Origin of the sequence: Shewanella sp. MBTL60-007 (genome assembly GCF_019654915.1) — a bacterium.
Classification (GTDB): Bacteria; Pseudomonadota; Gammaproteobacteria; order Enterobacterales; family Shewanellaceae; genus Shewanella.
The window spans coordinates 1-24,060 of sequence record NZ_BPET01000055.1; the positions used below are offsets into that span (position 1 = coordinate 1).

24 protein-coding genes are annotated in these 24,060 nt (G+C 43.0%); 14 read left to right on the forward strand and 10 right to left on the reverse strand.

All coding sequences use genetic code 11. The features are described from left to right. Positions 1–485: 485 nt before the first annotated feature. The 14 genes from K5Q92_RS18470 (at position 486) to K5Q92_RS18535 (ending at position 13,241) form a co-directional block, all read left to right on the forward strand. The gene (locus K5Q92_RS18470) at positions 486–683 is read left to right on the forward strand and encodes a Flp family type IVb pilin (RefSeq protein ID WP_220770361.1); all 198 of its coding nucleotides are present in this window, start codon (positions 486–488) and stop codon (positions 681–683) included. Between the two features lie 77 nt (positions 684–760). After that, positions 761–1,327 (forward strand): prepilin peptidase, encoded by a 567-nt coding sequence (locus tag K5Q92_RS18475; protein WP_220770362.1) that lies wholly within the window; start codon positions 761–763, stop codon positions 1,325–1,327. Between the two features lie 9 nt (positions 1,328–1,336). Further along, a complete protein-coding gene (locus K5Q92_RS18480) occupies positions 1,337–2,659 on the forward strand; it encodes an AAA family ATPase (RefSeq protein ID WP_220770363.1) in 1,323 nt (440 codons plus the stop codon). A 28-nt stretch (positions 2,660–2,687) separates the two neighbouring features. Further along, on the forward strand, positions 2,688–3,503 hold the full coding sequence (gene cpaB, locus K5Q92_RS18485; protein WP_220770364.1) for a Flp pilus assembly protein CpaB: 816 nt from the start codon (positions 2,688–2,690) through the stop codon (positions 3,501–3,503). Positions 3,504–3,551: 48 nt separating this feature from the next. Then, a complete protein-coding gene (locus K5Q92_RS18490) occupies positions 3,552–4,988 on the forward strand; it encodes a type II and III secretion system protein family protein (RefSeq protein ID WP_220770365.1) in 1,437 nt (478 codons plus the stop codon). A 22-nt stretch (positions 4,989–5,010) separates the two neighbouring features. After that, on the forward strand, positions 5,011–5,304 hold the full coding sequence (locus K5Q92_RS18495; protein ID WP_259649628.1) for a hypothetical protein: 294 nt from the start codon (positions 5,011–5,013) through the stop codon (positions 5,302–5,304). A gap of 18 nt (positions 5,305–5,322) precedes the next feature. Then, the gene (locus K5Q92_RS18500; protein ID WP_220770366.1) at positions 5,323–6,636 is read left to right on the forward strand and encodes a TadE/TadG family type IV pilus assembly protein; all 1,314 of its coding nucleotides are present in this window, start codon (positions 5,323–5,325) and stop codon (positions 6,634–6,636) included. A gap of 8 nt (positions 6,637–6,644) precedes the next feature. Further along, positions 6,645–7,115 (forward strand): TadE family protein, encoded by a 471-nt coding sequence (locus K5Q92_RS18505; protein ID WP_259649629.1) that lies wholly within the window; start codon positions 6,645–6,647, stop codon positions 7,113–7,115. Further along, on the forward strand, positions 7,112–7,549 hold the full coding sequence (locus tag K5Q92_RS18510; RefSeq protein WP_220770368.1) for a TadE/TadG family type IV pilus assembly protein: 438 nt from the start codon (positions 7,112–7,114) through the stop codon (positions 7,547–7,549). Before K5Q92_RS18505 ends, K5Q92_RS18510 begins: the two co-directional genes overlap by 4 nt. A gap of 87 nt (positions 7,550–7,636) precedes the next feature. After that, complete coding sequence (locus K5Q92_RS18515) at positions 7,637–8,869, forward strand: pilus assembly protein CpaE (protein WP_220770369.1); 1,233 nt, start codon at positions 7,637–7,639, stop codon at positions 8,867–8,869. A 1-nt stretch (position 8,870) separates the two neighbouring features. Next, positions 8,871–10,199, forward strand: a complete 1,329-nt coding sequence (locus K5Q92_RS18520; protein WP_220770370.1) for a CpaF family protein — start codon at positions 8,871–8,873, stop codon at positions 10,197–10,199. 11 nt (positions 10,200–10,210) lie between these two features. Next, the gene (locus K5Q92_RS18525) at positions 10,211–11,188 is read left to right on the forward strand and encodes a type II secretion system F family protein (protein WP_220770371.1); all 978 of its coding nucleotides are present in this window, start codon (positions 10,211–10,213) and stop codon (positions 11,186–11,188) included. Position 11,189: 1 nt separating this feature from the next. After that, on the forward strand, positions 11,190–12,152 hold the full coding sequence (locus K5Q92_RS18530; RefSeq protein ID WP_220770372.1) for a type II secretion system F family protein: 963 nt from the start codon (positions 11,190–11,192) through the stop codon (positions 12,150–12,152). Between the two features lie 33 nt (positions 12,153–12,185). Further along, positions 12,186–13,241 (forward strand): lipopolysaccharide assembly protein LapB, encoded by a 1,056-nt coding sequence (locus K5Q92_RS18535; protein ID WP_220770373.1) that lies wholly within the window; start codon positions 12,186–12,188, stop codon positions 13,239–13,241. A gap of 124 nt (positions 13,242–13,365) precedes the next feature. Here K5Q92_RS18535 and K5Q92_RS18540 read toward each other — a convergent pair whose 3' ends face one another. The 10 genes from K5Q92_RS18540 to hyaB form a co-directional block, all read right to left on the reverse strand. Continuing rightward, complete coding sequence (locus K5Q92_RS18540; protein WP_220770374.1) at positions 13,366–13,713, reverse strand: hydrogenase maturation nickel metallochaperone HypA; 348 nt, start codon at positions 13,711–13,713, stop codon at positions 13,366–13,368. Beyond that, on the reverse strand, positions 13,713–14,729 hold the full coding sequence (gene hypE, locus K5Q92_RS18545) for a hydrogenase expression/formation protein HypE (protein WP_220770375.1): 1,017 nt from the start codon (positions 14,727–14,729) through the stop codon (positions 13,713–13,715). The genes K5Q92_RS18540 and hypE overlap by 1 nt, the downstream gene beginning before the upstream one ends. Continuing rightward, positions 14,726–15,847, reverse strand: coding sequence for a hydrogenase formation protein HypD (gene hypD, locus K5Q92_RS18550; RefSeq protein ID WP_220770376.1), 1,122 nt, complete (start codon positions 15,845–15,847; stop codon positions 14,726–14,728). The genes hypE and hypD overlap by 4 nt, the downstream gene beginning before the upstream one ends. Then, complete coding sequence (locus K5Q92_RS18555) at positions 15,847–16,095, reverse strand: HypC/HybG/HupF family hydrogenase formation chaperone (protein WP_202722100.1); 249 nt, start codon at positions 16,093–16,095, stop codon at positions 15,847–15,849. Before K5Q92_RS18555 ends, hypD begins: the two co-directional genes overlap by 1 nt. Beyond that, a complete protein-coding gene (hypB, locus tag K5Q92_RS18560) occupies positions 16,095–16,856 on the reverse strand; it encodes a hydrogenase nickel incorporation protein HypB (RefSeq protein WP_220770377.1) in 762 nt (253 codons plus the stop codon). The genes K5Q92_RS18555 and hypB overlap by 1 nt, the downstream gene beginning before the upstream one ends. Before the next feature lie 100 nt (positions 16,857–16,956). Then, positions 16,957–19,344: a carbamoyltransferase HypF gene (hypF, locus tag K5Q92_RS18565; RefSeq protein ID WP_220770378.1), complete on the reverse strand. Its 2,388-nt coding sequence runs from the start codon at positions 19,342–19,344 to the stop codon at positions 16,957–16,959. Positions 19,345–19,362: 18 nt separating this feature from the next. Next, positions 19,363–21,117, reverse strand: coding sequence for a NiFe hydrogenase (locus K5Q92_RS18570; protein ID WP_220770379.1), 1,755 nt, complete (start codon positions 21,115–21,117; stop codon positions 19,363–19,365). Continuing rightward, a complete protein-coding gene (locus K5Q92_RS18575) occupies positions 21,104–21,661 on the reverse strand; it encodes a HyaD/HybD family hydrogenase maturation endopeptidase (RefSeq protein WP_220770380.1) in 558 nt (185 codons plus the stop codon). The genes K5Q92_RS18570 and K5Q92_RS18575 overlap by 14 nt, the downstream gene beginning before the upstream one ends. Before the next feature lie 12 nt (positions 21,662–21,673). Further along, a complete protein-coding gene (gene cybH / locus K5Q92_RS18580; RefSeq protein WP_220770381.1) occupies positions 21,674–22,342 on the reverse strand; it encodes a Ni/Fe-hydrogenase, b-type cytochrome subunit in 669 nt (222 codons plus the stop codon). A gap of 14 nt (positions 22,343–22,356) precedes the next feature. Beyond that, positions 22,357–24,060 (reverse strand): nickel-dependent hydrogenase large subunit, encoded by a 1,704-nt coding sequence (hyaB, locus tag K5Q92_RS18585; RefSeq protein WP_220770382.1) that lies wholly within the window; start codon positions 24,058–24,060, stop codon positions 22,357–22,359.

Genomic DNA, 24,060 nt, shown 5'->3' on the forward strand with positions numbered 1-24,060 from the left:
CTTTTGGTATGTGAACTATTTTTATTCTTTTGCCGCACCGATCTGCTATAAACAATCTACCAACCCCTTAGTTTTCCTATCTTAACGGCTTTAGCATAATAATTTCATTGAATAATGAACTGGTCTGATTTTCAACCGCTTTAATTAAAATGAGGTTGTTAACATAAACGCCAGAGTTTCTATCTCCCGATATTATCTAATACTTTTAAATGCTACAGCCTAATGGATACGTGGATGTTGGCATTTGTTTCGTGCTAGAAAATTCTTGGATTGTTGTAAAGTGAGCAATAGGTTAGCGCTCTTAAATTATCTTGATTTAGTTGTTTTTATTATAGGTAGACCAATAATTTATTCCACATGGAGAGTTAACTTTGCCTTTGCTACCTTTATAGACAGCGTTACTTAAGCAATGAGCAAAAACTTTGCGTCTGTAGCCAAACTTGTAAGAGCTGGTTTTGAGATAGGACAAAATAGGTGGGTAAGTTATGGATATTAAATGTTTGCTAAAAGAGTTTATCGAAGATGAAAGTGGTTTGACTGCGGTTGAGTATGCAATTGCAGGTGGATTGGTTGTTGGTGGTATGATTGCTGCGTTCAACACTTTAGGCACAAATGCCACTGATAAAATTGATTGTTTAGCTTCAGCAGTAAATGGTAATTCAACGGATTGTACAGCTCCTTAAACCGTAAAAAATTCAACGGATTAAAGATTGCTCACTATGATGTGAGTAATCTTTTGCTGAATAGTTAAGGGAATAATATGGCTGATTATCAATTGTTACTTCAAGTTATTATCGCAGGAATATTTTTAGTTTTAGCGATCGTGTTTGATTTAACAAAGGAGAAAATACCAAACTGGCTATGTTTATTTGCAATTTTTTGTGGCTTTTCAATCAATAGTTATTTTGCCCATCTGAGTGGGTTAATGCACTCATTTATCGGCTTTAGTCTTGCCTTCATCATTTTATTTCCAACTTTTATTTTTAAGATCCTCGGTGCAGGTGATATTAAGCTAATGATGGGGATAGGTGCACTAATGGGGCCGCAATTAGTAGTTTGGAGTATCGCCTATGCTATCGTTGCAGGAGCCATAACGAGTAGCTTACTCGTCATTTGGAGATCTGGTTTTTCAGGTTGTTTCAAAACATTAAAAAGATATTGGGACTGCTTTTATTTAAGAACGTATTTCAAGCCTGAAGAAGGTGAAGTTGCAGGTCAAAGGGTGCCGTACGCACCGGCTTTAGCTATTGGATGGCTTTGGGCGTGTTCGCTGAACCAAGACATTAGTTATTTATACTCTTCTATTAGTCACTCTCTATTTTCTTAGGATGCGCGCATGAATATACCTAGAGAAGAGCAATCGCAAAAATCTATCGCTTCAAATAGTGAAGTGCTGCAAATGGAGACTCAACTCGCTCCTCGTCCAAAAACAATTAGTGAAACAGGAGTGTCAGAGTCTTTACTCCTAGACTTAGTGACAAAGCATCTGTTAGCCGCAGGTGTGTTAACGAGAGAGCAACTCGTTAATTTGCTAGGTGTAACAGGAGGTATTATTCAGCAATTGCTAGACACCGCAAAATCTTTAGCCTGGGTTGAAAATAGACAGACAACGGCCGATGGTCAGATGCGTTATGCCCTAAGCGCAGGGGGCGAAGTTCACGCGAAACAAGCATTGTCGAGAAATGGTTATTTGGGCTTAGCACCAGTGCCGTTAAAACAGTATGCAAATATTTGTAAGAAGCAATCGAGTAGAGCCAAGGCGATTACTTTTGAAATGCTCGAAGCGGGGTTATCAGCTTTAGTTCTACCTAAAGACTTACTCTTTAAGATAGGCCCGGCTATGAACTCTAGTCGCCCAGTGCTTATTTATGGTCCACCTGGTACAGGTAAAAGCTACCTGTGCCGTCACCTTAATTTAACCTTGGGAGACAGTGTGTTAATTCCCTATGCATTAGCCATAGGAAACGAAGTCATTCAAGTATATGACCCTGAACTGCATCATAAGGTTGGAGGTGGCAGCGAAAGCACGAGTTTAAACCTAGCTGAGGGGCATGATCCAAGATGGATAAAGTGTGAAAGACCGTTGAGGATCACCGGTGGTGAATTGACCGCCGAGATGTTAGAGGTTCAGTTTGACAGCCATAGTCGTACTTATATGGCTCCACTTCAACTTAAGGCAAATAACGGTATTTTGTTATTAGATGATCTCGGTAGACAGAAGATCAGTGCGAAGCAGTTATTTAATCGCTGGATTATTCCTATGGAAGAGAGAAGAGACTTTTTAAGTCTACAATCTGGTGAGCATTTTGAAATTCCATTCGAACTAATTCTTTTATTTTCAACTAACCTTAATCCAAATGAACTTGTAGATGAAGCCTTCTTAAGGCGACTAGGGTACAAAATTCACTTCGATGCCTTAGATGAAGAGCTATATAGAAAGATATGGTTTCAAGTATGTGAAGACTTAGGGTTGAGTTGTACTGAAGAGGTTTTTCAGTATCTCTTAGTCGAATATCACAAGCGGTACGATAAACCTCTTATTCCATGTTATCCAAGGGATTTGTTAGGGATTATGTCTGATCAAATAAGTTTCATGGAGTTCGAGCCCGTAGTGACTCCATCCTTAGTGGATTCTTCTTGGTCGATATATTTTGTATAAAATTTTAGATTTTGATTAGGAGCGACAAATGAATAATAAAACAGTCTTATTTGTCATTTTGTCATTAGTCTTTGGAGTTACCGCTGTGTATCTAGCGCAAAGTTGGCTCAAAACAAATACTAAAACAGAAAATGTAGGCACTACATCCAATGTAATTACCATGGTGTCAGAGGTTCCCTTGGGAACGATTATCGAGAGGAAGCATTTGGCCCTTACGCCGGTTCCTCAAAATCTTGTTCCAGAAGGTGCCATTACTGAGATTACCGAGGCTGAAGGTCAGGTCGTAAAGCACCGACTCTACCAAGGAGAGGTACTTCGTAAAGAGCGATTAACTCCGAAAGGTGAGGGAAGCACATTAGCGAGCTTAATAACCCCTACTATGCGGGCTGTAACGATTCGGGTTAACGACGTAGTCGGTGTTGCTGGCTTTCTTTTACCCGGTAATAGAGTAGATATTATTAATATATTTAAAACCACGGGTTTAAAAACGGATATTGTTCTTTCAAATGTAAAAATTCTAGCCATCGATCAGAAAGCGTCAAATGATGAAAATAAGCCAGTGCTGGTTCGTGCGGTGACATTAGAGTTAAGTTTGGAGCAAGCGGAAACTTTAATGATCGCTAAGAGCAGAGGCTCTTTGCAACTGGCACTTCGTAATCCTAATGATACCGCCGTTATAGAGCTTGCCGATATCGAAGAAGCGAATAAAACTGCTGAAAACGATAAGAAAGAGCCTGCTCCACAAGTTGAGCCTGTAAGTGTGGCTAGACTCTCGGAACCCAGCTCAAACAAAGTATTTTTGCTTAAAGGCATGAATGAGCAAGAGATCAAAGTCGACAACTAATAATTAGTTGATAGCAAACATAAAGATTCATGTTTTAAGGAGAATAACATGTCATTCCTTCGGTACTTATCAATTGTTTGTTTATTGGCAATGTTGCAGCTATCAACGGCATACGCTGGCGGCCCAACAGCTGGTGCAAGAGCCGATGTTCAGCGGATCCCTATTTTTAAATCTAGAGTGTTAATGCTCAATGGTCCGATACATCGTGTTTCGGTGGGTAACCCGAGCATCGCCGATATTAAGTTACTCCCTAATGATGAGCTGTATATTCTGGGTAAGCAGTTAGGTAGTACTAATGTAATGATCTGGGATAAAAATGAGCAACTTGCAAGAGTGATGGATATTGAGGTAACTCATGATCTTAATGGGTTAAAAACCAGATTGTATCAATTTCTTCCTACCGAAAAGTTAGGGGTTCAGACCTCTCAAGGTCAACTATTATTAAGCGGGCAGGCTTCCAACCTCCAAAAAATGAATACAGCAGTGGAACTTGCACAGGGCTATGCTGAGGCCGCAGCTGGCGGGCAGGCACCGAGTAAAGTACTTAATATGATGACTATAGGTGGTGATCATCAGGTCATGCTTGAGGTCGTTGTTGCAGAGGTTCAAAGGAATGTCGCGAGACAGTTTGATTCTAAGTTTTTCATCTTTAATCAAGGTTCTAACTTATCTGGCGGTGTAGTTGGTGGAGGCGGAGGCTTTGATCCTGGAAGTATTGGTGGTATCGATGCTAAAGGAATATTTGCACAGTATATCAACGGCGACTTGATGATGAATTTTGCGTTGGATATCGCTAAGCAAAATGGACTAGCCAAGGTATTAGCTGAACCCAATGTTACTGCTATGAGCGGACAATCGGCTCAGTTTCTTTCTGGAGGAGAGTTTCCAATTCCGGTTCCAGGTGAGAATGGGAATACAACCATAGAATACAGAGATTATGGTGTCGGTGTGAAATTTGTACCAACAGTCCTTGATTCTGGGCAGATTAACTTGAATCTAAATGTTGTTGTAAGTGAAATTAGTACCGCAAATAGTTTTGCTATTTCGGGCAATACATCAACCACGTTAGTCGTCCCGTCATTAGTAAAAAGAAGTACAGCAACAACGGTTGAGTTAGCAGATGGGCAAACTATCGCTATTAGCGGTTTGATTAGTGACACTCTTAGAGAAAATATAGATAAGTTACCCGGCTTGGGAGATGTTCCGGTATTGGGGCAGCTATTCACAAGTAAGAGCTTTCAAAGTGGGCAAAGCGAACTGGTTATTCTGGTTACGCCTAGGCTAGTTCGAGCATTTAATCGTAAAGATATTTCCTTACCAACTGATGGATTTGTATTACCTTCTGATGTCGAATTTTACCTATTAGGTAAACTGTCCCACAAAGAGAAAACTGACGATACGAATGAAACACCTTATGAGCCAGTCGAGTCTGATGCGAAGTTAGATGATTCAGGAACTCAGCAGAAATATGGCCATTCACTTTAATTGTCGAAAAGGAGTAAGGCTCATGAGATCCAATGTAAAAGGCGTTAGTACGACTTTTTTTACCGCTTTTGTTGTTCTTTGTAGTTTGACTGGTTGCACTAAAATCAATGACTTTCCTATGGGCGAGAGTCATTACCGCATTAAACAAGTGCAGATATTAGATCCCGCAGCTGCAGAACGTAATGACGGTATTATACTTAGCTTGGAAGGTAACTATGGGCGTGAGGTTATGCAGTCTTATCGTGCAAGTACTGTTAAGCCTGCAACCGCAAGAAGTATGGGGTCGATAACCGCCGATGGTTCAAGTAGCAATTAAATCATAGAGGCTAGAGTTATGGCGAGTCAATTCAGTTTGTTAGTCCAACGTAGACGTCCGAAAAGATATCAATCAGGGGCGATAATCGTCATGTTTACGATAGGATTATTTGCGATTGTTGCCATGGCGGCTTTAGCGTTAGACAGTAGCCATATGTTATTAAACAAAGGCCGGTTGCAAAATGCTGTTGACTCAGCGGCTTTAAGCGCAGCTAAAAAGCTTCAGGATGGTGGAACGCTTTATGATGCAAGAGAAGTTGCTATTAGTATTCTTGCCCAAAATCTTGGTCATGCTGAAAATAACGAAATAGCAGATGTTGTCACTTTGTCATCACCAGATTACAACTCTTCCCAAGTAACAAGCCATGTTGCTATAGAGTTTTCTGCATTGCCTGACCCTTTTGTCCCTGGATCCGATAACAGTTATGAATATGTCAGAGTTAGGGTTGAAGATATTGGTCTGGACAACTTTTTGGCGCAAATTTTAAATTTTGATAAGAAAGTTCGTGCTTCTGCTGTAGCTGGTCGCAGTACCGATATTGAGTGCTTAAATAAAGTTGTTCCCTTATTAGTTTGTGGTGATATGACACAACCAGATGACTATGGGATGGCCCACGGTGGTCTTCATGTTATGAAAATTGGCTCCAAACAAAATCCTACGGATCCAGATATAACTTTAGGACCAGGTAATTTTCAATTACTAGACCTTGGTGGCTCAGGCGGTAAAAGTATAGAGGAGGGGCTTGCTGGTGAGTTTTCTCCAGACGCGTGTGTAAGTGTAGACCAGCAGATTCCAACTGAGCCTGGTAATAAAGTCGGTCCGGTTGCAGATGGTCTTAATACCCGCTTTGGAGAGTGGCCAAATGGTAATCAATTGAATTCTTTAGATCACCCTCGAGACATTAATACGTGCCAGGGAGATAGATTATTAGTAGATGAAGAAGCCAACATAATTAATCCTACTGCTGAGTATTATAGCTATGCGGCTTATTATGGTCAGGATATTGATGAAAACCCTGTACCCCACTCTCAATATTGTAAGACCGGGAATATATTAGACGCATCAGCATATAACAAGGCTGATAGGAGAAAGCTTCCGGTTGTTATAGGAGACTGTACGGGTAAGGTCAATGGTAAAAATGTTGTAGAGGTTAAGGCTATTGGTTGCTTTTTCTTAACTCAGACTGTTGAGCATGCGGGAAATACATCAATCATTATCGGAGAATACGTATCTGAATGTGGTTCCTCGGGGAACGCCTCTTTAGATCCAGACTTTGAGAGTGATAACTTTACCATAGTGCTCTATCGTGATCCTGATAGTCCTGATTCATAGGTGCCATGATGAATTTGAATAAACAGAAAGGAATTGCGGTTATCGAGTTTACGCTTGTATTACCCATTCTATTGTTACTGATATTCGTTACAGTCGAATTTGGGCGAATACTTTATCAATATAGCGAATTAACGAGAATGGCGCGCAGCGCAGGACGCTTTATATCTAATACCGCAATCGTCAATACAACCGGAAATTTACCGGATGTTTTATCTGATGAAAATTGTGATTTTTGTATTAGTAATATGAAACGTATGTTGTTAAGCGGAGATACGCTAAATACCACATCTAATCTCTCTGGTCTTACAAATAGTGATATTACTGTAACTGAGTTTCCTGTTGATAGCGGTATTCTCGTAATAAAAGTGAGCTATGACTGGCAGCCCTTATTTGCAGATAAGCTATCGACGCTTTCTTTTGGACAAGACATAGATCTCACTTTCAATTTGGATGCGAGCTATGCGGTAACAGCGTTATGAAGAAGCAGAATGGAGTCTATGCAGTAGAATTTACATTTGTTGCAGGGATATTTTTCGTTGCACTTTTCGCAGCCATTGAGTTTGGACGTCTATTATTCACCTACAATGTACTCCATGAAGCATCAAGAAGAGCTGCAAGGCTGGCTGTGGTATGTCAGGTGAATAGTGATATCAATTCTATCGCGTTGTTTAATGATGCTTCGATTCTTCCAAATTTAACGGCGAGTAACCTAAATATTAGTTACTTAGCCTACGATGGTACGCCCGCTACGGGGATAGAGATCGACTTGGTGAGAGCTGAAATTACTGGATACAACCATCAATTTCTTGTACCAGGTTTATATCGAACGCTAAATTCTCCAACTTTCTCTACAACTCTACCTAGAGAGAGCCTTGGCATATTTCAAGGAGGAACAACAGACTGCAGTCTGTGAGTAAAAATATAACCAAATAAATAAATACCCTAAGGATTATTGTCTATAGTAAGTGTAGATGTGTTTAAAAAGGGAGGTAGGTTGCGAATGGATAAGCCGTTAGAGCTATGTGTCTCGAATGATAATCAACAACAAGAATTGCCTACGCATTTATGTTTGTCATTTCCTGTTCGAGCCGTTGTGCTAACTAATGGCAACCAGTCTCTTGCGTGGTTAGGTGAAAACTTAAATCAACTTGAAAACTTAGATTGGCAGGCAGCCTCTTATGACCAGCAAAACTTAGCGAAAGAACACAATAGCTTCAATCTCGTGATATTGGTATTGCCCTCTGATGAGATAGAGGCTGTAAAAGCGTTAACTTATGCATCACAGTTCGACTGTGACACGATAGTGGTAGGGATTAATACCCCGCAGAATATTCTACGGTTGGCTTTTCAATATAACGTAAGTGATTTTATTCCTGCGACTTCCCCGTTAAATGAGATTTTTAGCTCATTAGAGAAAGTATCTAACCGTCTTGTTCAGAATGCAGATCTAGCTCCCGTTATTGCCATTATCAACGGTAAGGCGGGTTCTGGTGCGAGCTTTATTTCAGCCAGCTTAGCGGATGTCGTATCTCAAAGAAAAGGGGCTGACTTAGCTTTGTTAGACATGGACTTACATCACGGTACCCTGTCTCATATTCTTGGTGTTGAAGCTAAATACTCTGTTTGTGATGTATTGGCATCGATTGATGAACTTGATGAGATAGCACTAAAAAGTACGATGAGCAAAAAAGGAAATTTGAGTCTATTAGCGGCTAAACCCTTTGAATTGCTTGGACTCGATAAAGAGGTCGACTTTGGTAGAGTTAAAGGCTTAATTTGGAAGTACCGTAATTTTTACAAACAAGTCATCTTAGATTTTTCAAGAGGACCAGAGCATTGGAACTGCGATCTTCTTTTAGATGCTACGATCTTAATTGTTACACAACAAAACATAATGCACTTACGTCAAACAAAGGATTTAGTAAACCAATTGACGAAGCGACTAGGTGTCTCTCCAGAAAGAATTAACCTTGTGGTTAATCGATATAACAAAAGCTCCAATATCAAGATAACAGATATAAAAGAGGCAATCGGTATATCGAATATTTGTACTGTTATTAATGATTATCAGTTATCGAATGAGTGCGTAGATCTTGGTAGAGCAATTACAGAGATCGGAAAAAAACAGCGTATCGTAACCGATATTCGCCTGTTAGGAGACAAAATACTACCGGTGAAAGTGGATGAAGGTAATAGAAAACCGGGTTTTTGGAAGCGCCTTTTAGGAAACTAACATGGAAATATTACAGGAAAGCAGAAGGGTTGATGATTACCAACCATTGACCCAAGAAGAGCAGGATATCAAGGTGCAGCTCTATGATAAATTATTGAGTTTAATGGACCTTTCCCTTATTGAAACCGTTTCAAAAGAACAAGCTCAGATCCAAATTAGTGAAATATGTGGCCAGATTTTAAATGGACTTAACCTCCCCATAAACCTCTCTACCCGTAAGCGACTTATCAGCCTTATTATTGATGAAGTGTTAGGGTTAGGTCCGCTTGAGACGCTTTTAGCCGATCCCTCAATATCAGATATTCTCGTTAATTCCTATGATCGAGTTTATGTAGAAAGAAAGGGTAAATTAGAGTCGGTTAATATTAAATTTCATAGTAACGCTCATCTCTTAAATATCATTGATAGAATCGTTTCAAGTGTCGGAAGACGAATTGATGAATCATCACCTATGGTAGATGCAAGGCTTGCGGATGGATCACGAGTGAATGCCATTATCCCCCCGCTGGCTTTAGATGGGCCGTCCCTATCAATCAGACGGTTTGCCGTTGATAAACTTAATGCTAAACAGCTCATTGATATTGGTTCTGTGACAGAGTCTATGATTGAACTTTTGAAAGGCGGCGTTAAAGGCAAGCTGAACATTTTAGTATCAGGCGGAACTGGTAGCGGTAAAACGACCCTACTAAATATGTTATCTGGATTTATTCCGAGTGACGAACGTATAGTTACCATTGAGGACTCCGCAGAGCTCCAACTTCAACAACCTCATACCGTGCGCCTAGAAACCCGGCCTCAAAATATTGAAGGCAAGGGTGAAGTTTCTCAGAGAGACCTTGTTAAAAACTGTTTGAGAATGAGGCCAGACCGAATTGTAATTGGTGAGGTCCGTGGTGGAGAGGCCCTCGATATGCTAACAGCGATGAATACAGGTCATGAAGGCTCGTTAACTACTTTGCATGCCAATAGCCCAAGAGATGCGCTTGGCCGACTTGAGTATATGGTTTGTATGGCGGGTTTTGATATGCCAGTCAGTAACATACGGACCCAGATCGCGTCAGCAATTGATCTTGTTGTGCAGTTAGAGCGTCAAGAAGATGGGCGCAGAAGAGTGACCAGCATACAAGAGATTAATGGTATGGAAGGGGATGTCATTACCATGTCTGAAATATTCCGTTTTGCTCGTAAAGGGCGAGATGAAGACGGAATGATTATTGGTGAGTTTGAGGCCACTGGAGTCATCCCAGGTTTTCATACCAAACTAAAACAACATGGAATAGATCTTCCATACCATCTTTTCAATTGTGGCGATCCATTTACTGAATTTTAGGGAGCCGACACATGTTTTCTAATCAAGTCATTTTTCTCGGCCTTGTGTTTGTTGCTGTACTCTTTTTGTCGCAGGCACTTTTTTTGCCTGTTTACAGTCCGCAAAGAGCAAACACCGCACTGGTTCGTAAACGTCTAAAGAAGCTCTCTGAAGAATCAGGTGATATTACCTATGAGACTTCCTTGCTGCGTAAAAGCCGTTTAGGAAAACTAGGTCCTATCGGGCGTTGGTTAGAACACTTTCAGGTGGTGGAAAACTTAAGTTATCGTTTGGAGTTAGCCGATTACAAACTGATGGGCCACCAATTTATTTTTCTCGCACTCTTATCCGCATCCATCGTTACATTTTTGACGTGGATGTATATAGGTGAACCTATCGCTGCGGCCTTTATGTTTGTGGTAACGCTTTTCTTATTTAACGTCAAATTAAATCGCGATACTGCAAAACGAATGGACAAGATTGAAGAAAGTTTTCCTGATGCTTTAGACGTATTACGTCGTGCTCTTCAAGCGGGTTACTCTTTCTCTGACGCCATTAAGTTAGTGACAGAGGAGATGGAAGGTCCGCTTGCGAAAGAGTTTAGCTTAATGTTCGCCAATATTAATTACAGTAAAGATACTAAGAGAGCGCTCTTAGGGTTTATTGAGCGGGTTCCAAGTGTTTCTGCTATGGCTTTTGCTAGTGCAGTTATGGTGCAAAAAGAAACAGGCGGTAATTTAGCAGAAAACATTAACAACTTGGCAAGAGTCATCCGATTACGCTTTACGTTTAGGCGAAGAGTGAGAACACTTTCAGCCGAAGGTCGCTTGTCTGCCTGGATCCTTATCTTGCTGCCGTTTGTACTTTTCGCTGTCATTTATATCCAAACACCAGGTTATGTTGGCGAGCTAACGGGTACAGAAGAGGGCAATCAATTGCTTATTTGGGGGGCCATCGGAATGTTTGTCGGTGGTATGTGGATTAGTAAGTTAATAAGGATAGATATGTAATATGGACTTCCTAATTGGTTTATTCGGTCAGTTATTTGATGATCCACAGCATGTTGAATGGGCTATTTACACAGTAGCTGCGATTGCTGGGGTTACCCTCGCGATATCAATCTCTTACTTGATTAGTGGAGTCTACTCACCCATCAGAAAGAGATTGAAACTACTCAATGATGATGAAAAGAAATTGGTCACCCATGATGTAACCGGAACGCTGGAGCATGGCATGGGGGAAATGGCTAAGAAGCCATTTCTTAACTTTTCTAACCATGAAACTAGGCGCCTGCTTATTCATGCTGGATTTCACTCTCAAAATGCTTTAGCAGTTTTCAACGCTTCGCGTTTGTTACTGATCTTAGTCGGATCAATCGTTTCTTTGGTGATTTTAAATCTGTTTCCGAATATTTCGGGTATTTGGACTATTTACATTTTTTGCTTGTTTATTGGGGGCGCATTTATTATCCCCTCTATCGTATTGCAGTCTTTGGCAAACCGCCGTATGCGTCTTCTTCGAGTAGGGTTTCCCGATGCACTAGACTTGTTAGTGGTTTGTTGTGAGGCGGGACTTGGGTTAATGGCGGCTATGCAACGGGTAGCGAAGGAGCTGGCCTTTAGCCATCCAAGCCTAGCCGGTGAGTTGGATTTGGTTTGTAGTAAGGTCAGGGCGGGGTTAACGATTAAGGTTGCGCTGCAGGAGTTTACCGATAGAACGGGGTTGGAAGATATTAAGGGGCTCAACTCCGCAATTTCTCAAAGTATGCGTTTGGGTACGGGGATTGCCGAAACACTCAGGGTTTTTTCTGATGAGTATCGTAATAAGCGGTTACAAGCAGCCGAAGAGCAAGCCGCAAAACTTGCTGTGAAAATGATATTTCCAATGATGTGCTGTATTTGGCCTTCGTTTTTTATCGTTGCAGTTGGCCCAGCTGTACTAAAAGTAATGAAAGTATGGGGACAGGCATTTTAGTCGTTATATTGAAGGATTTTTTAGGGGATGGATATGAGCATGAGATTGATACCGTTTAGTAAAGGTTATAAAGCATCTTTTATTCCACTGGCTAAAGCTTTGCTAATGTTAAGCCTTTTGTTTGGCGTAACAGCTTGTAGCTCTACTCCTGAAGAGGTGCCTGTAGAGGTTAAGGAACCTGAACGCCAAGATTTATTGGATGTTGGAACGCTCTCATCGATTGCATCGGACTTTTCCGCTCCCAAAACGGAAGAGGACGCATTAATTAAAGCCCGAACCGAGGAGCAATCAGGCAACCTTGAAAAAGCATTATACGCCTATATCCAAGCGTTAGATTTTAATGCAAAAAATCCGGAAACCTTTTATCAAATCGGGCGGATTCATACCATGAGAGGCAATCTCGATATCGCCTATAGAGCATATAATGAAGCTCTCAGCCTCGATCCTAATCTAATGATGGTTCATGCAGATCTTGGGGTCATTAGTATGGATAAGCGTCAGTACAGCAAAGCACGTTTACATTTAGAAAAGGCGATTGAACTGGATCAAAACAGACTCGCACAACTTGAGGTTAAGTCAGTTGTAGGAGGGTTTGTGGTACCAAATCAAGATTCTCCGGCACGAGTGTATAATGCTATAGCTATTTTAGAGGATGTTGAGAATAACCATCAAAAAGCTAGAGAGTACTTCAGGCTAATATTAGAGTTACAGCCGCATTCTGCGGTGCTTATTACCAATTTGGGGTATTCTTATTACTTAACGGGTGAACTCAGCATGGCCGAAAAGTATCTGCGTCAAGCAATACGCCAAGACTCAAATTTCGATCGTGCTTGGACCAACTTGGGGCTGGTCTATGTTCGTAAGGGGCTTTATAAACGTGCGTTAGCCACATTTGAGCGGACCATGTCTCCAGCCGACGCCTTAAATGATTTAGGTTACTTCTTGATGCTAGAAGGGCAGTATGAAAAGGCGATTGCATTATTTGAGCGAGCGATAGATACATCGCCTAGTTATTTTGAACAAGCTCAGAAAAACTTGAAAAGAGCTAAAGCTGAGATTTCTGATGAATTTCAGCATGCGGGTTATTGATTATAAAGCTGCGGACTTAAAATTAATGCCCTGTCGACTAGGTTAAGTTTAGCTTTATCGGCTTCTGCGAGGCTCAACCCAATAACAATAAGCCCTACCGAGTAGGGCTTATTTCGCTAGCTTGTTAACCTTGCTCTAGCTCAAGTTGCATTAGCAGCATATCTTCACCATCGAGCACTTTTGTTTGATCACTTTGACAGTGACTGCAAATGACGCTTCGCTCACTATGCTCAGTAGTTTTACCGCAAGTTAAACATGACAGTACCAAGGGTTGGATATTCATTACTAGCTTGGCTTCTCGACAGATCCCCTCTAATTTGAAGGTTTCAAAAGCCGTTTTGAGTAACTCAGGCTCCACACCACTTAAGATCCCAAGTTTAATTTCGACTCGGCTTATCTTGTTAGCGTTATTCGCCAAAGCATGGCGTTCACACTCTTCGATTAATGCCGTAACAATGGAGTACTCATGCACTAGCAGATCCTCGGCAGTAGTTCACCCTGAGGTAAGTCTAGATATCGCGTGCTCCCCCAAGGAGTGTTCAATATCACTTTACCTTTTCGATTTTGGTTGACCTCTCCAATAATGGCTGCTTGCTCGCAGTGACAAAATCGCTTCATAATCTCCAATGTTGCATCGGCACTCTCTCTTGGTACGGCGAGAATAAAGGTACCTTCATTAGCAAGATCAAACGGCTCGAAGCCATAAAGCTCACATAGGCCTCTGACTTCATCGCAAACTGGGATCGCTTCTTCTTTCACATTGATCTCAACATCGGATGCCACAGCCCATTCATTGAGAACCGCAGATAGTCCGCCACGGGTAGCGTCTCGCATAGCGTGGATCTCGATATTTGCAGCAATGAGCTGTTCGACAATTGGCCATAACGTGGCGCAGTCACTGGTTAGATCTGAATCGAGCGTTAGGCCCTCACGAGCCATCAAAATTGAGGCTCCGTGACGACCGATATCGCGAGAGACAATAATCACATCGTCTTCGGCTACACTTTTTACAGATATGCCTTTTCGTAATATACGACCTACGCCTGTGGTATTGATGAACAGTCCATCGGCGCAACCTCGCGGAACCACCTTTGTGTCTCCACAAACAATACGCGCACCAGATTGCTTCAGCTCCTTGGCCATGCTTTCGACGATGGTTTTTAACTTAGTAATCTCAAAACCTTCTTCAATGATAAAGCTGCAACTGAGATACTGTGGTTCTGCGGCCATCATGGCTAAGTCATTAACGGTGCCAGCTATGGAAAGCTTACCTATGTCGCCACCAGAAAAAAATAATGGCGCTACGGTGAAGGAGTCGGTAGTAAAGGCGACATCTCCGTTAAAATGCAAAACCGCCGAGTCTTCTTCGCTACGTAAAATTGGATTATCGAATGCTTTAAAGAACAGATCTTTAATTAGGTGGTTCATCTCTTTACCACCGCCACCATGACTGAGTTGTACGACTTTCTTGGAAGTGGTTTGATTCATTCTGTTACTCCATTATAGCGATAGTAGGCGTTACACGCGCCTTCTGAGCTGACCATGCAGCTGCCTAAAGGGGTTTCAGGTGTGCAACCGCGGCCAAATACCTTGCAGTCCTTGGGTTTGCATAAGCCTCTAAGAATGTCACCGCACTGGCAGGCTTTATGATCGTCAATTTCATCATTGGGTAGGTGTGCAGCAAAAACGTGTTCGGCATCTCTGTGAGCGTATTCCTCTCTTAACATTAATGCTGAAGAGGGGATGGGACCGAGACCGCGCCAGCGGAAATTGTCTCTAACCTTAAAATAACGGTTGACTATTTCTTGTGCGGCAAGGTTGCCATCTTCAGAAACCGAGCGGCTGTACTGATTTTCTAGCTCTGCCTTCGACGCTGCTTTTTGCTTCACAATCATCAAAATGGATTGCATTACATCTACAGGTTCAAAGCCAGACACCACGACAGGGGTGTTATAATCGGTCACTGCAGGGCGATAGACTTTGGCTCCACTGATCACACTAACATGTGCTGGGCCGATAAAGGCGTTCACCTTGACGTTTGGATCGGCCATAACCGCATCCATCGCTGGTGGAACAAGAACGTGGTTGATATGAAAAACCAAGTTTTTTATGTCACGTTGCTCGGCTTGATCAATAAGTACTGCAGTCATTGGAGTGGAGGTTTCGAAGCCTATAGCAAAGAAAACAACGGTTTTATCGGGGTTGTCGGTAGCTATTTGTAAGGTATCTAAGGGATCATAGATAGGCCTAATGTCACAGCCATTGGCACGGAAGTTAGCCAAGCTGCCTTTCGAACCTGGAACACGGATCATGTCGCCAAGTGTCACCAAAATAGTATCCGGTAAACTCGCCAAAGCGGCAGCATGATCGATTCGCTCTTTTGGCATGATGCAAACAGGGCAGCCAGGGCCATGTATAAAGTCGATATTATCTGGCAATAACTGGTTTAAGCCATACTTCATGATTGTGTGGGTATGTCCGCCGCACACCTCCATAATATTAACATTGCCATCGATTAAGCTTGCATAAGCGGCAATTTCTTTCGCTAAAGATCGAATGACTTCAGGATCTCTGAAGCCTTTGTAAAGCTCGGTTAGGGCTATCATTAAGACTCCTGCTGTTCTTGTTCGAGTTTCTCTACAATTTCTCGATACAGAGCTAAGCTCTCCATGGCGTCAGCTTTATCGATTTTGTTCATAACAAAGCCGATATGGATTAGAACGTAGTCACCTATTTCTAATGCATCAGCCATTAGATGACTACTTACCTTACGCTTGACGCCCATGGTATCAACTGTTACCGCTTGCTCGTCTTCATGTAGTGCGATAACTTGTGATGGAATAGAAAGACACATTAGGCTGGAACTCCTGATTGTTGAAGCAACCAATCAGCTACTTTGATTAGGGATTGAGGATCTTTGACAGAAACCTCTAATAGCTCGACATTAGGGTTCAGCTTCTTTAGCTGAGCACGGGATTCTTCCATGCTGAAGTCAAAGTAGGGCATGAGATCAGACTTTGTGATCAACACTAAGTCAGCACGGCGGAACATTACCGGGTATTTTTCAATTTTGTCATCGCCCTCAGGTACAGAAAGCAGCACGATATTCTTATGGGTGCCTACATCATAACTTGCAGGGCAGACTAAGTTGCCAACGTTTTCGACAAAGCAGATATCAATTGGATCTAAATTAATATGATGCAGGGCGCTATGCACCATAAACGCATCTAAGTGACAGGCTGCCCCAGTTTGGATCTGATAGGCGTCAATACCTTTCGCCTTAAGTCTGTCAGCATCCCTTGAGGTCTCAAGATCGCCTTCTATAACGGCATATTTGAGTTCGGTGTATTGATGTAAATGCTCAAGCAACGTGGTTTTTCCGCTACCAGGGCTACTCATTAAGTTAAATGCTTTGATGCCTTTTGCTTCAAAATGCGCTCGATTATGCTGCGCCTCAATATCGTTCTTATCTAAAATTTTATGAATGATAGAAAGGGTTTTTTTGTCATTAAGTTGCGGGTTGCTAGCGATATTTTCGTCAGTATTAGAATGCGAATGACCTGAACTTAAAAGATGATCATGACGGGTGATCGAACAACCACAGTCTTGGCACATAGGTAACTCCGTTTATTTTAGTTTTAAATGATTGTCACTTAGGTTGTCAGTATCGACCTTGATGCAAATCAGATTTGTGTTTATTGTCGGGTGATATTTATCACACATGTTGGTTATGCATTGCATGCCACAATTGGCCAAGTGCTACGCCGGCATCGTTTATCGGCACATTTTTGCTTGATAGCAGTTGATTACCTTGTGCGGTAAGTTGTTTTTCACAGCGCTCTAGTAGATATCGGTTTTGAAATACCCCGCCGCAAAGTACGATTGGAGTCGTTAAGTGCGGTTTTGCGCTTTCGCAAACCATATCGCATAGCGCGTCCATAAAGGCTTTTGCAATAAGTGCAACACGCAAAGGAGTGAGCGGTGCCAGAGTAATTTGCTCCACAATTTGCTGTAGCAGGTCTGAGCTATTCCATTGACCGTTTGACAGCTTTATATCAAAGCAAATTGGTTGATAGTGTTCAGTGGGGCAATCACGGCTGTTGCTGTTTAGCTGTTGAAGTTCAGATTGGCTATCAAAATTATTCAGATCAGAAGCGGAGCTCAGCGAGTTGGCTGCAGTTTCAATTAAGATCCCAGCCTGTCCTTCATATTGAATCTCGTTGATCATTCCAAGCGCCACAGCTACGGCATCGAACAATCTTCCTATTGATGAGGTTTTAATACTCGTACCTGCCTGCCAAAGCTTAACTAGGTTGCTAAACAATATTGGAGAGAGTGCCTTTAGCGCCGGAATATCAAGCTGTTTGATCTCTTCTGGTGAATATTTTTCAAGCATAATTGCAAGTAAAACCCGTACAGGTTGTTTAATCGCCTGCTCACCTCCAATAAGCGCAAAGGTACTGAGTCTAGCTTGCCGCTGGTATTGATTGACATCACACAGCAGCAACTCTCCACCCCAAAGTGTATTGTCATCACCTAATCCAGTTCCATCAAAACTAAAACCTAGAACCGGGGTGGTAATATTATTAGCCGCCATTACGCTCAAGACATGAGCATAGTGATGTTGCACCGAAGATGTACGAGCAACGCCTTGGGATTGAGCCCAGCGACTGGTAGCGTAGTCGGGATGGCTGTCATGGACGAGGCGGTCGGCGGTAAAGCCATATAATCTTGAAAAGGTATTTAGGGTGTGGTGGAAAAACTCCTCAGCTTCAATCGACACTAGATCGCCGATATGGGGACTCAGAAACAGGTTATGATTAAAACCGAAACAGATACTGTTTTTTTGTTGGGCGCCAACAGCAAGTATGTTTCCTTCCAGTGCCTGCTCGCTATAGAAAGAGAGTGGTGCGTACCCCCTTGCTAGACGCAGCACCTGTAGTTTGTCGTTTATTACCTGCACGACACTATCGTCACAGCCATTTAATATTGGACGGTCGTGATCGAGAATATTATCGATCACATGGGCTAGCTTGGTTTTAATTGCCTCGCTATTGGTGATGATTGGCTCACCGGAGAGGTTTGCGCTGGTCATGACCAAGGGACGCTTAATCCCATCAAGCAGGAGTTGGTGCAAAGGCGTATAAGGTAGAAAGATTCCGAGTCGGTCTATCTCTGGTGCAACGAGATGGCTAAGTGCTGGCTGGGCATTTTGAGAATCGATTTTGCGCATCAAGGTAATAGGGCGCTCAGCGCTGCTAAGGATCTGCCACTCTGCTGTGCTACCTGTAACGAGTTGCTTAGCGGTATCAATATTTTCAACCATCACAGCAAATGGTTTAGCAGGGCGATTCTTTCGCTGGCGCATCAGACTCACACTGCTATCGTTGGTCGCATCACAAACTAGATGAAATCCGCCAATGCCTTTAATGGCGAGTATTTTGCCTTTAATTAATGCCTCTATCGCATCTTCAAGGGCACTTTCTTTATTGCTGAGCAGTGTCAGGTCGGCTTGCTTGAAGCTTAATTGTGGGCCGCACTGAGGACAGCTAACGGGTTGAGCATGGTAACGCCTATCCATCGGGTCTAAATAGGCTCTCTCGCACTCTGGGCACATCTCAAAATCAGCCATGGCAGTATTGGGTCTGTCATAGGGCAGACCATTGATCAGTGAATACCTAGGGCCGCAATTTGTACAATTGGTGAACGGGTATCGAAAGTGGCGATTGTTAATATCTGCAATATCATCAAAGCAGTCTTTACAGGTGCATTTGTCAGATGATACGGCTACAACGGCAAGACTTTCTTTTTCGCTATGTACAATACTAAACTTGTCGCAATCACTTACCACTGGTAGTGGAGTGACATCAATACTGTCAATCCGCGCGAGTGGTGGCGGCTGATCTCTAAAGGCCGCTTCAAATAAAGCCAGATCGCAAGCTTGCCCCTGAGCCTCTATCGTGACTCCTTCACTATTATTAAGCACGTTTCCAGTTAGCTTGAGTTCATGGGCTAACCGATATACAAATGGGCGAAAACCGACACCTTGTACGATGCCGGTGATCTTTAGCTGTAAACGACACATAGTCAGGTTTTTTGTCATATATGCGGTCACAGCTAGTTAGCGTCTACGCTGCTTAAGGTATAAACCACCAGCGGCGATATTTAAGCCGTCAAGATCCATTTTTGGATTGGTGTTGAGGGTAAAGTTTTTACCGAGTCGCAGTGCAACTCTTTGTGCTAATACCTCATTGGCGAAGCTATCACCCGCGAGAACGACAGATTTAATGCAGATATTCTGATCTAGGTGCTCAATCCAGTTACAGAGGTAATCAGCGAAAGAGTCGTGTATACCAAAGGCAAGTTTATCGATGTTTTCCTCCTCGGCGAGCCTAAAGCTGATAATCGTACCTAATGTTTTACACCAGTTCAGGCTTCTAAAGGCTTCGCCGCGCGTTAAGGGGAAATCGACTCTAGGGGCATTAGCCCCTTTATGGCACATAGCTCGAGCGACTACGTAATCACAGAGCTCAGTCTTACTTACGTTACTTGGCTCACTTATTTTGCTGCCAGCGCCAAGGAAGATCGCGGTGATCGCTAAAAGAGACTCTATATTATCGGTCGGCGGGGGAAGCTTTAAGGATAAGAGCTTTAGGTAGTCTTCGGGATAACGTGTCTTGAATTTATCCAGTAAGTTCTTTTGAGGCGACAGTTCAAGATGATGCACTATGTCGTAGCCGTTATCCGGTAAGCTTGGAAATTCAAAGAATAGCTCTAATTGCTGTTTACTGTCTAAGGTTACAATCTGGGTCTTATTGGAGCGACTAAAGTATAAAGCGGCTACATTTTTAGGCTTATTATCGTTGACTATCGCGCCATGTAGAGCACAACTTGCTGCATTATCAATCGGTGCGCCTTTATTGGCTGCTGTGGGGTTAACGCTTATCTCAACTTGATTGTTTTTCCATCTTGCTTGATAACTTCCAGCCTCAGCATCATCGTGCAAAGGTTGGCGCGGCGCTTCAATCATGATCTTATGTGAAGTTGGCGGGGTTTCAATTAGCGCCCATTTAGCGTCTAGCATGGCAATTTTGGGGTTATGGGCATTTGCTATATAGATATAATCAGTACCCTGTTGCCTAAGGATCTCGCAAATCACTAATAATAGCCGAGAATTTGCAAAGCTAAGTTCATATAGAGGTTGCTTTAATCTTGGGTGGCTGCTGATAGGCCTTGCTCTAATAAACGGCTTTTCGATACTAGAAAGCGCAAGTATTTGGCTATCGTTTACCGAAAAATGCGCGTGAAGATTGTTGGGGTTGCAGATCACCAACTGATGGCGGTTTTCGATTGGTTGGTTTTCAATAGGGTAGAAACTGATAACCGGGCCGGTATTGTCTTTGCCTTGAGTTAGCTGAATTGCGCCTAGAGTATCGAGCTGTTTAACGAGTGCTTTGGCATCGGCTAAAGAAACGGCTTGCTCCGCGGCAGATATGCGAGTGTGGGCCTGACAGCAAGGGCAGTTGAATCCAATGTCACCAAAGTGTTTGGCTTGATTATCACCAAGCAGGGGTTGGCAATGCTGACAGTACTCAAGTTCGAGGGGGGCGAGTGGGAGTAGCTTCTTATTCCCGATGGGGGATTCAATGGCTTTTATCTGAGGCTTTACTAACCAAGTTGAAATTAAGAAGTCATTAGCAATCGCGTCAGCAAGTTGTTCTAGTTGTGGTTGTTCACCTTGGGCTTCAATGTAGTAAAGGTGATCTTGCTTGCCTATGGTTACGTCATATTGTTCGTTTTGCAGGTATTGATTGCAGAGGTGCGCGTAAAATGGCACATCGCGGGTACAATTAAACTCAAATCTAATATTCTTCATCTAAAGTTAAGCCACGTTTGTATGAGTCGGGAATGAGACTGTTTATATCAATGTTTGCAATACGCTGGTGAGTAAAACCTAAAGAGTCCATGTGGCTCAGTAGTGTTTTCTCCATCAAAGGCACGGCGGCCTGAATCTGTTCAGTTAATCCTAGGGTCATTGGTTCTAGAACTGTTGGGGTAACGCCTAGAACGAATGTTTTTGGTCTATCTCCGACCATCTCCATCATTATGAGGGTTTGTAGCATTTCCACTTCATGGGCACTGCCTTGCCAGTCAATTTCGGCTGGAGCCTTGTCGAAATCAAAGAAATAGACTTCACCTGGAGCGACACCATTGGCGTTGACGGTATCAACGACGATGAGGTAGTCGTAATGACAAAGTGTAGGAATAAGACCTTGGGCAAGTGTTCCACCATCAAGCATATCAAGCTGATCTATCTGATGGTGGAAACGGTAGTTTTCTTGGATGTAATTGACGAAATGTACGCCGATGCCCTCATCGGCGTACAGGACATTGCCAATACCAAGTAGCAATATCTTCATGTTTTCCTTTTATTATTTTTTCTTATGGTAGTCATAACCAGAGACGATAGAGTCCACTGAGTTGTGCTTAAAGCGAATTCCTGACCAAACTGCCATATAAACGTGTATTACCACAAAGATGATAAATACCCAGGTTAGGTAGTGGTGCCAGATCCGAACCGGTGCTAATCCACCCATCAATGCAGTGATCCAGTTAGCCATAGGTGCAAGTAAGCCACCAAGACCTTCGTGATATACATTGGCATACAAGACGAGTCCTGTAATGCAGATCAAAAGAGCAACGACAGATATTGCAAAGTAAGTCACGAACTGTAGCGGACCATACACTCCAGCTTTGTCTAAATGTCCCATCCATAGGTAAGACTTAAGCTGAGTGATCCAACTCTTAACGCTCATCACATCTTTAAAAGAACGACGTTCGATGTCACTCTTACCGAAAAAGAATAGGTAAGCCCGAACGATAGTGATTGCGACTAAAACAAATCCAAAGATCTGATGAGCTGCTCGAATATAGCCCTGTACCAATACATCCGAGTTATCTGGCGCGACCAAGAAAGGCCACGCGATATAAAACCCGGTTATAACCAATACAAGAATGGCTAAAGCTCTTAGCCAGTGAAATATCCTTATTGCAGCACCAAAGATCAGTTCCCTTTGGTAGGGCGCAGATTGAGTTGCCATGTTATCCCCCTTGATTAAAATCCGTTGGGATCAATTTTAAATTCACCGAGATTCTGGCCTTTGTAATCCATCACGTGCACAGCGCACGCCATACAAGGGTCAAACGAGTGAATAATACGGATAACCTCGAGAGGCTTAGTCGGATCTTCAAGCTTTAAGCCGATGAGTGAAGCCTCATAAGGTCCCATTTGACCGTTAGCATCTACAGGACCTGCGTTCCAAGTCGTAGGTACGACGGCTTGGTAGTTCTCGACTAAGCCATTTTTAATGCGGATCCAGTGGCTGAGCATGCCGCGTGGCGCTTCAATCATGGCGTGGCCGACATATTCTTTGCTTGAGTCAATTTCAGGCTTAACGTAAGTCGCCTCATCTGATTGCATGTTAGTTAACATTGCATCGAATGTCTTAAGACCTTCTTCGGCAACGATAACGGTTTGCAACATACGTGCTGCTGTACGGCCTAGTGTGGTAAATAGCGCCTCTACAGGTAGTCCGGTCGCTTCTAGTAAGCCGTTGACAGAGTCAACTACCACTTGGTTACCACGGGCATAGCTCACGAGTAAGCTTGCTAATGGACCCACTTCAACTGGCTCACCGTTATAGCGTGGTGATTTAACCCAGGTGTATTTACCATCGCCATCGACTGTTGGTAGCTTACCGTAAACGGTATCGCGCTCCACAAAGCCGGTGTAGTCGGGGACTGTAGTACCATCATATGGGTGCTGTGGCGCATCGGCCTTATACCAAGCGTGCGTTGCGTCTTCTGCTATCTTGTCAGGATCAAGGTCGCTCACATTGGCAAGATCGCCATTCATGATAACGCCTTGGTTAAACATGTACTGACCATCGCCAAGTAGGAAATCATCCGTGGCTAAGAAGTTCTTAACGTTAACGCCACCTAATACACTCGGCTCAGAGCCAAATGCTGCTGCGGCCATCACGATATCAGCCTTATAAGCACGAATGATAAAGTCTTGAACGATCTCATGCTTTTGTTTCCACTCTTGTAAGCGAGCAGGACTTAGCATGTCGCGTACAGAAGTGACGCCACCAACAACGATTGATTGTGGGTGAGGTGATTTACCACCGAAGATAGCTAGCATTTCAGCGGCGACACGCTGAATTTCTAGAGCCTTAAGGTAATGAGACACGGCGATTAGGTTCTGTTCTGGCGTGAACTTATAAGTGCCATTACCCCAATATGCGTTTGCAAATGGACCTAGTTTACCTGTTTCTACTAAACCTTTTACGCGCTCTTGTACGGCACGTAGATCACCTTCGCCTGCAGCGATTGGATTGGCGGTATACTTCATCGCTTCTTGCGCGGCTAGAGCTGGATCTGCGCTTAATGCCGAAACGACATCAACCCAATCTAAACCATGAAGGTGATAGAAGTGTACGATATGGTCATGCATATACAGCGAGGTTTGCATCAAGCTTCTAAGGTACTTAGCATTTAGCGGGATCTTTACGCCCAATGCATTCTCAACCGCTTCTGTACCACAGCGATAGTGAGAATAGGTACAGACACCACAAATACGTTGTACGATTAGGCCGACATCCATAGGTGTACGACCCTTGAGGATCACCTCAATGCCGCGCCATAAAGTAGATGATGACCAGGCTTTCTTAATAACATTATTTTCGTCGACTTCGACTTCAACTCGCAGATGTCCTTCGATACGAGTGATTGGATCTATGACTACACGTTTACTCAT